The organism is Streptomyces sp. NPDC054842 (assembly GCF_053611025.1).
The window spans coordinates 67,904-79,933 of the sequence record NZ_JBSGZN010000001.1 but is presented as its reverse complement, the minus strand read 5'-3'; the positions used below and the strand labels follow the sequence as shown (position 1 = coordinate 79,933).

The window sequence follows — 12,030 nt, the reverse complement described above, 5'->3', positions numbered from 1 at the left end:
GCTCTGCCCAACATCTGACACTCCGTCAGTTGGGGGATCGTCGCGCGTCCGGAGCCACGGGCCGGGGCGCCGCCGGCAGCGAGGGGACCGCCGTGAACGACACCGCACACGCACTCGCCGCGTCGCCCACCCTCTGGGACCTGGCGCGCCGCCGCGCCGCGCTGACCCCCGGCCGGCCCGTCTTCCTCCAGGGCGAGCGCTCCCTCACCTTCGGCGAGCTGCACACGCGCGCGGAGCGGGTCGCCGCGGGCCTGTACGGCATGGGCGTACGCCCCGGCACGGTGGTCGCCTGGCAGCTCCCCACACGGATCGAGACCGCCCTGCTGTCCTTCGCGCTGGCCCGCCTCGGCGCCGTGCAGTCACCGGTGATCCCCTTCTACCGGGACCGCGAGGTCGGCTTCGCCCTGCGGGAGTCCAAGGCCGAGTTCTTCGCCGTCCCCGGGGTGTGGCGCGGCTTCGACCACACCGCGATGGCGCACGGGCTCGGCGCGAAGGGCGTCTTCGAGGCGTACGACGGCCTGCCGGACGGCGATCCGTCCGTGCTGCCCGCGCCGCCCGCCGACGGCACCTCCGTGCGCTGGATCTACTGGACCTCGGGCACCACCTCCGACCCCAAGGGCGTGCTGCACACCGACCGTTCGCTGATCGCGGGCGGCTCCTGCCTGGCGCACGCGCTGCGTCCGACGGCCGCCGACGTGGGCTCGATGGCCTTCCCCTACGCGCACATCGCCGGGCCCGACTACACGGTGATGCTGCTCCTCCACGGCTTCCCGGCGGTGCTGTTCGAGCACTTCGCGCTGCCCGGCGCCCTGGCGGAGTACCGGCGGCACGGGGTGACGGTGGCCGGCGGGTCCACGGCGTTCTACTCGATGTTCCTCGCCGAGCAGCGCCGCCGGCCGGGGCGGAAGGTGATCCCGACGCTGCGGCTGCTCGCGGGCGGCGGGGCGCCGAAACCGCCCGAGCTGTACCACGACGTCGTCCGCGAGATGGGCGTCCAGCTCACCCACGGGTACGGGATGACCGAGGTCCCGATGATCACGATGGGCTCACCCGACGACACGGCCGGGAACCTGGCGACGACGGAGGGGCGGCCCCCCGAGGGCATGCGGGTCCGGATCGTGGACGGGGAGGTGCGGCTGCGCGGCGAGGCCGTCTGCCAGGGGTATCTGGACCCCGCGCAGACGGCGGCGGCCTTCGACGAGGAGGGGTTCCTGCGCACCGGCGACCTGGGACGGCTGACGGACAGCGGTCACCTGGTGCTGACCGGCCGCCTCAAGGACGTGATCATCCGCAAGGGCGAGAACATCTCGGCCAGGGAGATCGAGGACCTGCTGCACCGGCATCCCGGTGTCGGGGACGTCGCGGTGATCGGCCTGCCCGACGCCGAGCGCGGCGAGCGGGTCTGCGCGGTGGTCGAACAGCCGCCGGGCGCACCGCCGTTGACGCTGGCGGCGGTGACCGCGTATCTGCGCGGGGAAGGGCTGTCCGTGCACAAGCTGCCGGAACAGCTCGAATTGGTGGACGCCCTCCCCCGCAACGAGACCCTGCGCAAGGTGCTCAAGTACCGGCTCAGGGAGCGGTTCTCGGCGTGAACCCCCGGCGTGCCACCGCCGTGGGCCTCACTCGGGGACCGTGAAGTAGCGGGCGAACGCGGTGACGACCTCCGTCTCGCCGATACGGCCGTCCGTGTCCGTGTCGAGGGCGCCGGCCGCGAAGGCGGCGACGTCCTCGCTCGCGCCGAGCGCCCGCAGGACGCCCGCGGTCTCCTCGACCGTGGCCGCGCCGTCCCCGTCGGTGTCCGCCACGGCGAGCGCCGCGTGCAGGAAGGGGCGGGCGATCTCGGCGAAGCGGTCGGGGTTGTCGCGGAGCCGCTTGACCGCGCCGTTGACGAACTCCTCGCGCGTGATGCGCTGGTCGCCGTCCCGGTCCGCTATGCCCGCCATGCCCTGCCAGAAGGCCTCGGCCCCGCTGTAGAGGGCCTGGCCCTTGTCCGACCGGGCCGCCGTACCGAAGTGGGCGAGGACCGCCTTCGCCGCAGCGTTGAAGTCCTCCCGGTCGATGTAACCGTTGCCGTCCTGGTCGAAGGTGGCGAACCGGGCGGCGATCCGCCGCTCGTACTCGGTGCTGACCATGGTGTTCGGACCGCCTTACCTCTCCACCGGACTCGGCCGGACTGCGGGTTCATCTGGCAGGGAGCGTACGACGCCGAGGGCCCCGCGGGAGCCGGAAAACGTCGCTTGTACCAAGACCGCGGGAATTCCGGGACAACTGTGTGGCACCCCGGCGCCCACCCTGTGATCCGCGTCACGCGGACAGCGGGCGGGATTCCTCGTCGAGTGCGGTGACGAGATCAGGGAAGACGTCGAAGAGACGGCGCACCCCGAGCGCGGCGAGCACCCGGTTGACGTGCGAGCCGTCCTCGGCGCCCTCGGCGGGCAGTATCAGCCGCAGGCGCCCCTGGCAGGAGCGGAGGAGCCGGCGGGTCGCGATGAGCACGCCGACCCCGCTGGAGTCGCAGAAGAAGACGTCGGACAGGTCGAGGACCAGACTGTGGCGGCCGTCCGCCACCGCGTCGTGCACCCGCTGGCGGACCACCGGCGACGTCACCAGGTCCATCTCGCCCGCCACCTGGAGCACGGCCCAGTCGCCTCGCTCCCCGTCGGTCACCTTGAGCGTCACGCCACGCCTCTCGTCGCCCTCCGGAAACGGAATACGCTCCCTCGGTTCTCCTGCGCGGCTGCCCGGCAGGCGTTTCCATGAAACACCTGCACGCGACCGAAAGCCCGCTCCTGTCGAGCCAAATAAGTCATGGCCGGTCTGCCCCGATCGGGCCTGATCGGGGCAGGTTCGGGTAGGCGCCGCGCCGACGGCGGTTCACTACCATCCACCGCTCGTCAAGGGGCGCACATTGCCGCAAAGGGGCGTGCGCTGTCGGACGTGCCGACTACATTCGAGACAGCGATGCACACAGGCTGGACAGCGGACAGGCACTCGGGAACGGCAGGGGTGAAGGGCCTTATGGCGAAGAAGGACGCACCGCCCCGCTGGGACCGCAAGATGCAGCAGCGGCTCGCCCGCGGGGAGGCGGCGGCGCTCGGCGAGCTGTACGACCGGTTCGCCTCGCTCGTGCACGGCCTCGCCCACCGCGTGCTCGGGGACGAGGACGCGGCCGACCGCATCACCCGCGAGGTGTTCGTCCACGTCTGGGAGCACCCCGACGCGTACGACCCCAAGCAGGGCCCGCTGCGTTCCTGGGTCGCCACGCTGACCCACCGGCTCGCCGTGCAGCGCCTGCGCGCCACCGAGACCGCCGCGCTGGAGTCCGGTGGCCGGGGCGGCACGGAGGAGCTGGAGCGCCGGGTGCGCCGCGCCTCGGTGGCCGCCCGCGCGGACTACATCGTCACCTCCATGCCCACGCCGCTGCGGGCCGCCCTGGAGCGCGCCTACTTCCAGCGCCGGGACTACCGCCAGACCGCCGTGGACCTCGGCATCACCGAGGACGAGGCGCGCCGCCGGCTGCGCCTCGGCCTCCAGCTGCTGTCCACGGCTCACGACGGCCCCTCCGGGACGCCGCCCGAACCCGGGCTCGCCCGGTGAGCGGGGACGCGGACCGCAGCTCCGGGGACCTCGGCCCCACGAGCCCGCAGGAGGCGGCCGGCAGCCACCGGAAGGACGTACCGGAGGACGCCGAGGCCACGTACGGGGACGGCTCCGGCGGGACCGGTCACGGCGGCGGACCGGACGTGACCGGCAGCCACAAGGAGGACGACCGGGAGGACGCCGAGGGCGGGAACGGGGACGGCTTCGGCGGACCGGGCGGGGCGGACGCCGGGCACGTGGGCTCCGGGGAGGCGTCCGGACGGCCGCCGCGCATACCGCTGCCGCGGCCCTCCGTGGAGGACACCGGACGCCCGCTCCCCGGACCGGGCCCGGTCGCCGCGCCGCTCGTCCTGGAGCACCCCGTTCTGAAGTCGCTGCTCGGTGCCTGGGCGCTCGCCGCGTGCTCGGCGGACGAGACGCTGGCCGTCGAGGACCACCTGGGCGAGTGCGGCGCCTGCGCGGACGAGGCCCGCCGGCTGCGCGAGGCCGTCGGGCTGCTGCACCCGGCCGAGAGCCTCGACCTCGACCCGACGCTGCGCACCCGGGTCCTGGAGGGCTGCCTCGACCGGCGCCCGCCGCGCATCCCGGTGCCCGACTGGGCGGCCCCGTACGACGCCGAGACCGCGCGGCTCGACGCGCTCCTCCAGGACATCGGCGGCGCCGAGTGGCACGCGCCCGTGCGGCTGCGCTGGTTCGACGGACAGGGGCCCGTGAGCCGCCGTACGACCGTCGCCGGGGTGATCGCCCATCTGCTCACCGTGGACGGGCTGGTCGCCGTCGCGCTGGGCCTGGACGACCCGCTCGGCGGGACCCGCGCCGACGAGGGGTCGCCGGCGGGGCGGACCGAGGCGTTCTGGGCCGCGTCGCACTTCCCGCCGACCCGTGCGCTGCGCGGTCCGTGGCGGGAGCAGAGCCACAACCTGGTGCGGACGGTGTCGTTCGCGGGCGGCGGCTCGGGGCTGCTGCCGGTGCCGTACGGCGGTTTCGAACTGCCGCTGCGCGACTCGATGCTGGACCGGGCCTTCGAGTGCTGGGTGCACGCGGGGGACATAGCGGAAGCGGTGGACTACCCGTACGAGCCGCCCGCCCCGCGCCATCTGCACCGGATGATCGACCTGGCGGCCCGGATGCTGCCCGCCTCGCTCGCCGAGCGGCGGCGCGCGGGCCTGTCGTCCCCGCCGCCCCGGCACCTCGTCGCGGCCGGCACGCCCGGCCGCAGCCTGCGGCTGGAGATCGAGGGGTCCGGCGGCGGGGAGTGGCTCATTCCGCTCGACTCGCCCGGAGCGGTCGCGTCCACCGAGTGGGAGGTCGCCCATGTGGCCCTGGACGGCGTGGAGTTCTGCCGGCTGGCGGCCGGGCACGTGTCGCCGGAGGAGGCGGCCGCCGGTCAGGACGGGGACCGGGAGGCGATCCGGGACGTCCTGATGGCGGCGGCGTCCCTGAGCCGGATGTAGGCACCCGCGCGCGGGGTGTCCGACCGCGGGCACTCCCCGGCGGGGCGCGCCCGCGACCCGTTTGGCGGCGGTGCGTGGTGCCGCCGTCCGGCGCCTCCGGCTACGTCGCTGCGTCTGCCACGGAACGGTGCCTGTCGCGCCCGCGGCGTGCGCGGTGCGGGCCTCCAGCGCCCCCAGGAACGCCCGCCTGGAACGGTGCGTGTCCCGATCGGCGTGCCGGTGCACCGTGCCTTCTCCGGCGCCCTTGGGTCCACTTCGGGGCCCGGGAGCCTTCCCGGCGCCGGGCCGCGTTCGTTCGCTACGCGAAGACGACCGTGCGGCGGCCGTTCAGCAGGATGCGGCGCTCCGCGTGCCACTTCACCGCGCGGGCGAGGGCCTGGCACTCCACGTCGCGGCCGATGGCGACGAGCTGGTCGGGGGTCACGTCGTGGCCGACCCGCTCGACCTCCTGCTCGATGATCGGCCCCTCGTCGAGGTCCGCCGTCACGTAGTGCGCGGTGGCGCCGATCAGCTTCACACCCCGGGCGTGCGCCTGGTGGTACGGCTTGGCGCCCTTGAAGCTCGGCAGGAAGGAGTGGTGGATGTTGATGATCCGGCCGCTCAGCTGCTTGCACAGGTCGTCCGAGAGGACCTGCATGTAGCGGGCCAGGACGACCAGCTCCACGTCCTCGGCGCGCACCAGCTCCAGGAGCCGCGCCTCGGCCTCCGCCTTGGTGTCCCTCGTCACCGGGATGTGGTGGAAGGGGATGTCGTACGACGCCACGAGTTCGGCGAAGTCGGTGTGGTTGGAGACCACGGCGGCGATGTCGACGGGCAGTGCGCCGATCCGGGCGCGGAACAGCAGGTCGTTCAGGCAGTGCCCGAACCTGCTGACCATCAGGACGACCCGCATGCGGTCCTCGGCGCGGTGGATCTGCCAGTCCATGTGGAAGGCGTCGCCGATCGCCGTGAAGCTCGCGCGGAGCTTGTCCACCGTCACCGGCGCCTCGGCCGAGAAGTGGACCCGCATGAAGAACAGGCCCGTGTCGTGGTCGCCGAACTGCTGGCTGTCCTCGATGTTGCAGCCGGTCATGAACAGGTAGCTCGACACGGCGTGCACGATCCCCTGCTTGTCCGGGCAGGAGAGGGTCAGGACGTACTGCTCGGCGGGTGCGGCGGCGCCGACGGACTGCTCGTTCATGCCCGCCAGGGTCCCATACATGACGCCCGCGCCGGGCGGGCGTCCCGCTAGGCGGACCGGGTCAGGATCCTGAGCACCTCGAGCGTGCGGGGCGGCACGTCGGGATCGTCCCCGTCGCTCGTCGCCAGCAGGACGTGGGCGTCGCGGGCGGCGCGGACGGCCTCCGGCCACGCCTGGTGGTCGAGGTAGGCGGAGACGGGCGCGTCCGGGCCGACCTGGTGCATGATCCGCAGCACCCGCAGCACGGCGCTGTCGACGAGCGCCGCCTCCTGCGCGTCGCGGAAGATCGTGCCGACGTACTTCTCGGCGGACCAGTTGTCCAGCCAGGTGTCCTCGACCAGGCGGTAGACGGCGTCGGTGACGTCGCCGTACCCGTCCACGCCGGCGAGCCAGACGTCCCGCTGGAACCCGGGGTCGGAGAGCATGTGCAGCGCGGAGCGCACATTGCTGCGCCAGCGCCACCACGGCATGTCGTTCAGTGGCATGCCGCCCATGGTGGATGAGCGGTGCCCGCGACGGGAAGACTTCTCCGAACCTTGCACGGTCATCGATCGTACGTTCCCCGTCCGGGACCGCCGACCGCCCCCCGTTGTTCACCTGTGCGTCACCGCCGGTTGACCCGCGGTCACTCCCCGGTTGGCCGTGTGACGGAAGCGTGTGGGGACATGACCGGCAGGCGACGCACACGCAGCTCCTCCCCCTCCGCACTGTCCCGCCCACTCAAGGCCACGCTGCTGTCGGCGGGTGCTCTGGCGGTGTGTGCGTCGATCGCCGTCGGCTGTGGGGTCGTCCCCGGTGTCACAGGGGGTTCCGGGGGCGACTCCATCACCGTCATGACCTGGGCTCCCGAGGAGACCCCGGCGACGAACAAGCCCGGCATGCCCGCCATGGCACAGGCCTACGCCCGCTGGGTCAACTCCCGGGGCGGCATCAACGGCCGCGAACTCCGGGTACTCACCTGCAACGACCACAACGACTCCGTGGACGCCGCGAAGTGCGCCCGGCGCGCGGCCAAGGAGGACGCGGTGGCCGTCGTGGGCTCCTACAGCCAGCACGGCGACTCCTTTCTCTCCCCGCTCCAGGGCGCCGGCATCCCGTACATCGGCGGGTACGGCCTGACCGACGACGAGTTCCGGAGCCCGCTCTCCTACCCCGTCAACGGCGGCCAGCCAGCGCTGCTCGCCGGCCTCGGCGAGGAGCTCGGCAGGACCTGCGGCCCGGTGGCGCTCGTCCGCCCCGACACCATCGCCGGTGACGAGCTGCCGCTGCTCCTCGGCGCGGGTCTGGAGCGCGAGGGGCACGCCGTCGCCACGGACGTGCGCGCCGCCGAGGACGCCACCGACTACTCGGCGCAGGTCACGCAGGCTCTGGAGCGGGCGTCCTCCGACCCCGCCGAGCGGGGATGCGTGGTGACGGCGCTCGGGGACCGCACGGACGCCTTCATGGACACCTTCCGCCACCGCCGGGAGGACTACCCGAAGGTGCGCACGGCCTCCGTGCTCGGCAGCGTCGACCAGACGGTGATCGACGCCACCGGCGGCAAGTCGGGCCCGTACGAGGACGCGTACGTCAGCGGCTGGTACCCGGCGTCCAAGGACGCCCGGTGGAAGGACATGAAGTCGGTCATCCGCGCACAGGCCTTCGGCGACAACCGCATCGACCCCGCGGACGCCGGGGTGCAGACCACCTGGATCGCCTACACCGTCCTGCGGCAGGTCGTCGAGTCCCTCGGTGACGGCGAGGTGAGCGCCCGCGCCATCCGGCGCGCGCTCGACAACGGCCTGAAGATCGACACCGGCCGGCTCACGCCCACGCTGAGCTGGCGTTTCGGGGACCTGCTCGCGGCGGTCGACTTCCCGCGCCTGGTCAACGCCGACGTGACCTTCCAGGTCGTGCGCGGAGGCCAACTGGTCACCTCGCGGCGCGGGTTCGTCAACGTGTCGAAGACGCTGGAGAACGCGGCCTCCAACTCCCGCTGACAGCGGCGCCCGTGCGGGCGGCCCCGGGGTCCGGGTCCGCCCGCACGGGCGTTCTCCGTCAGAGCTGGGTCGGCTGACGCTGCGTCAGTCCGTAGGTGGACGCGATGGAGTTCCACAGCCGCGCGGCCTTGGTCTTCTGGGCGCTGGCGGTCACGCTCGCGCGGTCACCGGCCTGGGACTGCGCGGTGGTGCGGGCCCGGTGCTTGCGGCAGCCGTGCCGGGCCGCGGTCTGGTCGGCCCAGGCCGCGTAGTGGCTGTCGGCGGACGCGGACGCCTTCCAGGCATTGGTCAGCGCGGTGGTCAGGTCGGCGTTGTCCGGCAGCTTGTCGACCTTCAGCCCGGAGAGCCGGGTGACGAGGTTGTTCCGCTGCTTGGCGGCCGCCCGCAGATCGGTGGCCGCCTGACCGAGGTTGTTGCAGGCCCGTACGTTGCCGACGGCCGCGATCACGGAGGCGCGGCTGTCGTTGCTGTCCGCCAGGAGCTTGTCGAGCGCGACGGCCTGCTCCTTCGCCGGGTCGGCGGACGCGGAGGCCGGCTGCGATCCGGTGGTGGCCGCCGCCGAGACCGGCTTCCCGTCGGTCTCGCCGTCGCCGTCCGAACCGGTGCTGAGCAGGGCGCCGGCCCCGATGCCGAGGATGGCGATGCCGACGCCGACGGCGGCGATCAGCGGGACGCGCGAACCGGTGCGGCGGCGCCCGCCCCCGTCGTCGGCGGCACCGCGCCGCGCGGCGGCCCGGCCGCCCGGGGCACCGGGGCCCGCCTGCCGCGGATCGACGCGGGGCAGCTGCTGGGTGGACGCGGGGCCCTCCGGCTCGCTGCGGAAGAGGTTGTCGAACTCCGCGGGAGGCGTGCGCCCCTCGGAGCCTCCCGGCGGTGTCCCGTACGGCGCTCCGGCCGGGTCCGCGGGAACGGGGGCGATGTACTGGGTGGCCTGGGCGTCGGGGTCGGCGGCGGACGGCAGCGGGCCGGCCCCGCCCCGGGGCACCCGGCCCAGGTAGCGCGTCGCGTCGGCGGGCATCTCGGGCGGCAGCGCGCCCGGGCCCGCCGGGCCCGCTCCGGGGCCCACCGGCGGCAGGAACTGCGTGGCGCCCTCGTCCGGTGCCGCCGGGACGGGCGGAAGGTACTGGGTCGCGCCCTCGTCGGGGTGCGCCGCGGCGGGCGGCACGGGCGGCAGGTACTGGGTGGCGCCCTCGTCGGCCGGCGGCAGCGGCGAGGCGGCCCCGGCGCGGTACGAGGGCGCGTGACGGCCGTCGGTGGCCTGCGGGGGCAGGGGCGCCCTGTGGCCGGGCCCCTGCCGGGACGCGTGGGCGCCGGTGGCGTACGGGTCCGGCCGCCCGCCCTCGGGCGGCAGCGGCTGCGGCTGGGCGGGAGCACCGTCCCAGCCCTGCCCGGAGGCCGACGCGTGCCGGCCCCGGGGCACGCCCGGCTCGTAGCCGCCCTGCGCCCCGTGGGGCTCCTGCCGGCCCTGGCCGCCCGTGCCGGACGCCTGCCAGTTCCCGGCGTTGCCGGAGGAGGCGCCCCAGTCCGGGGCGGGCGGGGGCGGCTCGGAGGCGCTCCAGGCCGGGGGCAAGGAGGCGCCGTCAGCTCCGGACCCGGTTGCCCCCCAGCCGTGGCCGGGCTGCTGTCCGTGCCCGCCGTCCGGGGCCGCGTCCCGGCCCGGGCCCTGTTCCGCCGGGGCCTCGGGCCCCCACGACCGGTTCCAGGCCTGACCGCCGGCGGGGGCCGTCCGGTCGCCCGTCGTGCCCGGAAGAAGAGGTTCACCGCCGTCGGAGGGCAGCACGATGCCTTCGCGCGGGGGCCGCGCCGAGGGCTGATCGCCCTGTCCACTCTGCGTCACCGGGACTCCTACGAATGGGGGACCTTCGGAATCGTCGGCTCACGCTACCGGGTTACGCCGACCCGGTGCCACGCAGCACGTGACCCGGCCCCCGCCCCGGCGGACGGGACGCCCGAACCGGCCGCCGGCGCGCCCCGTACGCCTCCCTCCGGGGCGCGCATCCCGGTTTCCCCCCTGTTCACGCCCACGCACCCCGTCCGTTCACCGCGTGCGCGCCGGCCCCCCGCACCCGCCGGTGTCCGCCCGCTCAGGCCGCCGCCTGGAGGTCCATCCGGGCCCCGAACTCCCTTACCACGGGCTCGTCCCGGTACGGCTCCAGCCGCTGCTGGAAGTCCTCCAGGTACTCCGCCCCGCGGTTGGACCGCAGGGTGCCGAGGAGTTCGACGGCGCGCAGGCCGGTGTGGCAGGCCTGCTCGATCTCGCGCTGCTGCACCTGCGCGGTGGCCAGCAGCACGAACCCGATCGCCCGGCGCCGCGCCCGCGACTCCGGGTGCCCGGCGAGGGACTCCTCCGCGCACCGCGCCGCCGCCTCGGCCTGGCCCAGGTCCCGGTGGCAGTGCGCCAGCTCGTCGGCCAGGTAGGCCCCGTCGAAGTGCGCGATCCACGTCGGGTCGTCCCCGGATTCCGGGTCCGCCGACTCCAGGGCGGTGACCGCCCGCCCCGACGCCAGCTGGGCGGCCCGGGCGTCGCCCATGAGCGCGTGCCCGCGCGCCTCGGCCGCGTGGAACATCGACTCCGCGCGCGGGGTCACCCGGCCGCGGGCCCCCTCCTGGGCGGCGCGCGCCAACTGCGCGATCTCGCGCGGGTTCCCGAGCTGCGCCGCCAGGTGGCTCATGGACGCGGCCAGCACGTAGCCGCCGTATCCGCGGTCGCCCGCCGCCTGCGCGAGCCGCAGCGCCTGGATGTAGTACCGCTGCGCGAGCCCCGGCTGCCCGGTGTCGACCGCCATGTACCCGGCGAGTTCGGTCAGCCGCGAGACGGCGGCGAACAGCTCGCGCCCGACCGCCTCCCGGTAGGAGCCCGCGAGCAGCCCGGAGACCACGCTGTTCAGGTAGTGCACGACGACGGGCCGTACGTGGCCGCTGCCGTACTGGTGGTCCAGCTGTACGAGCGCCTGGGTCATCGCCCGGACCGCCGCCACGTCCGACAGCCCGACGCGGGGGCCCGCCGCGCGCGCGACCTGCGAGTCCGGCGCGGAGATCAGCCAGTCGCGGCTCGGCTCCACGAGCGCGGAGGCGGCGACGGACGAGCCGGACAGGAAGTCCCGGCGCCCCACGTCGCTGCGCCACAGCTCGCAGACCTGCTCGATGGCCCCCAGCACCGTCGGCGAGAACTGGAGACCGACTCCGGACGCGAGGTTCTTGCCGTTGGCCATGCCGATCTCGTCGATGGTGACCGTGCGCCCCAGCTTGCGGCCCAGCGCCTCCGCGATGATCGCCGGCGCCCGTCCCCGCGGCTGCTGACCGCGCAGCCAGCGCGCGACGGACGTCTTGTCGTAGCGCAGGTCCAGTCCGTGTTCCGCGCCGCACATGTTGACCCGGCGGGCCAGTCCTGCGTTCGAGCAGCCGGCTTCCTGGATGAGCGCCTGCAGTCGTTCGTTCGGCTGCCGTGCGACGAGAGGCCTTGCGGCCATGGCGTACCCCCTGCTTTCCGGCAACTCCCCCGCCGGGGCGCCCGGGTAGCGGGCGAACGGGAGACCGCCGGACCCGGAAACGGGCCCTGGTCGTCCGCTCGCCTCCGGGGTGCCCCTTCGGCTCGTCGCCCTGCTGCGGTGCCTGCCCACGCACCGGGTTGACGTGTCCTCGGTGGCCGGCTCCGGCGAGGGATCCCGGCCAGGAAGATCAATGCCCCGTCGAGATACGGAAGATGCGAGGCATGTGAGGATTGCCGGGGTAAAGCCGATTGCCCGACCCCACAGGTGGTTACCCACCCCCCGCTGCCGCTGCCCGTGCGCGCCCCCGCCCGTGCACCCATGCGCCC

The 12,030-nt window shown here is 74.5% G+C and carries 10 protein-coding genes; 4 read left to right on the top strand and 6 right to left on the bottom strand.

Annotation, left to right across the window (positions count from 1 at the left end; genetic code table 11):
* The first annotated feature begins 92 nt into the window (after positions 1 to 92).
* Positions 93 to 1,592, top strand: coding sequence for a class I adenylate-forming enzyme family protein (locus ACWGIS_RS00325; protein ID WP_453360165.1), 1,500 nt, complete (start codon positions 93 to 95; stop codon positions 1,590 to 1,592).
* Positions 1,593 to 1,619: 27 nt separating this feature from the next.
* Here the strand turns inward: ACWGIS_RS00325 and ACWGIS_RS00320 are convergent, their stop codons facing one another.
* A complete protein-coding gene (locus ACWGIS_RS00320) occupies positions 1,620 to 2,132 on the bottom strand; it encodes an EF-hand domain-containing protein (RefSeq protein WP_453360164.1) in 513 nt (170 codons plus the stop codon).
* Positions 2,133 to 2,304: 172 nt separating this feature from the next.
* Positions 2,305 to 2,679, bottom strand: coding sequence for an STAS domain-containing protein (locus ACWGIS_RS00315; protein ID WP_453360163.1), 375 nt, complete (start codon positions 2,677 to 2,679; stop codon positions 2,305 to 2,307).
* A gap of 339 nt (positions 2,680 to 3,018) precedes the next feature.
* On the opposite strand from ACWGIS_RS00315, the gene ACWGIS_RS00310 reads away from it, so the two are divergent.
* Positions 3,019 to 3,597 carry a sigma-70 family RNA polymerase sigma factor gene (locus tag ACWGIS_RS00310; protein WP_453360162.1) on the top strand — a complete coding sequence of 193 codons (579 nt, stop codon included), beginning with the start codon at positions 3,019 to 3,021 and terminating at the stop codon, positions 3,595 to 3,597.
* Positions 3,598 to 3,743: 146 nt separating this feature from the next.
* On the top strand, positions 3,744 to 5,054 hold the full coding sequence (locus ACWGIS_RS00305; protein ID WP_453360406.1) for a maleylpyruvate isomerase N-terminal domain-containing protein: 1,311 nt from the start codon (positions 3,744 to 3,746) through the stop codon (positions 5,052 to 5,054).
* A 298-nt stretch (positions 5,055 to 5,352) separates the two neighbouring features.
* On the opposite strand, the gene purU is transcribed toward ACWGIS_RS00305, so the two are convergent.
* Both purU and ACWGIS_RS00295 read right to left on the bottom strand, forming a co-directional pair.
* On the bottom strand, positions 5,353 to 6,234 hold the full coding sequence (gene purU, locus ACWGIS_RS00300; protein WP_453360161.1) for a formyltetrahydrofolate deformylase: 882 nt from the start codon (positions 6,232 to 6,234) through the stop codon (positions 5,353 to 5,355).
* 47 nt (positions 6,235 to 6,281) lie between these two features.
* Positions 6,282 to 6,782, bottom strand: a complete 501-nt coding sequence (locus ACWGIS_RS00295) for an SCO4402 family protein (protein WP_355786484.1) — start codon at positions 6,780 to 6,782, stop codon at positions 6,282 to 6,284.
* Positions 6,783 to 6,899: 117 nt separating this feature from the next.
* On the opposite strand from ACWGIS_RS00295, the gene ACWGIS_RS00290 reads away from it, so the two are divergent.
* Entirely contained in the window at positions 6,900 to 8,213 is a 1,314-nt protein-coding gene (locus ACWGIS_RS00290; protein ID WP_453360160.1) for an ABC transporter substrate-binding protein, read from the top strand.
* Between the two features lie 58 nt (positions 8,214 to 8,271).
* On the opposite strand, the gene ACWGIS_RS00285 is transcribed toward ACWGIS_RS00290, so the two are convergent.
* Positions 8,272 to 10,050, bottom strand: coding sequence for a hypothetical protein (locus tag ACWGIS_RS00285; RefSeq protein WP_453360159.1), 1,779 nt, complete (start codon positions 10,048 to 10,050; stop codon positions 8,272 to 8,274).
* 247 nt (positions 10,051 to 10,297) lie between these two features.
* Positions 10,298 to 11,683, bottom strand: a complete 1,386-nt coding sequence (locus ACWGIS_RS00280; protein ID WP_453360158.1) for a transcriptional regulator — start codon at positions 11,681 to 11,683, stop codon at positions 10,298 to 10,300.
* Between the last annotated feature and the right edge of the window lie 347 nt (positions 11,684 to 12,030).

Coding starts and splice junctions, on each gene's coding strand:
- ACWGIS_RS00320 (WP_453360164.1), bottom strand. CDS start 2,132: ATGGTCAGCACCGAGTACGAGCGGCGGATCGCCGCCCGGTTCGCCACC.
- ACWGIS_RS00280 (WP_453360158.1), bottom strand. CDS start 11,683: ATGGCCGCAAGGCCTCTCGTCGCACGGCAGCCGAACGAACGACTGCAG.
- ACWGIS_RS00295 (WP_355786484.1), bottom strand. CDS start 6,782: ATGACCGTGCAAGGTTCGGAGAAGTCTTCCCGTCGCGGGCACCGCTCA.
- ACWGIS_RS00310 (WP_453360162.1), top strand. CDS start 3,019: ATGGCGAAGAAGGACGCACCGCCCCGCTGGGACCGCAAGATGCAGCAG.
- purU (WP_453360161.1), bottom strand. CDS start 6,234: ATGAACGAGCAGTCCGTCGGCGCCGCCGCACCCGCCGAGCAGTACGTC.
- ACWGIS_RS00290 (WP_453360160.1), top strand. CDS start 6,900: ATGACCGGCAGGCGACGCACACGCAGCTCCTCCCCCTCCGCACTGTCC.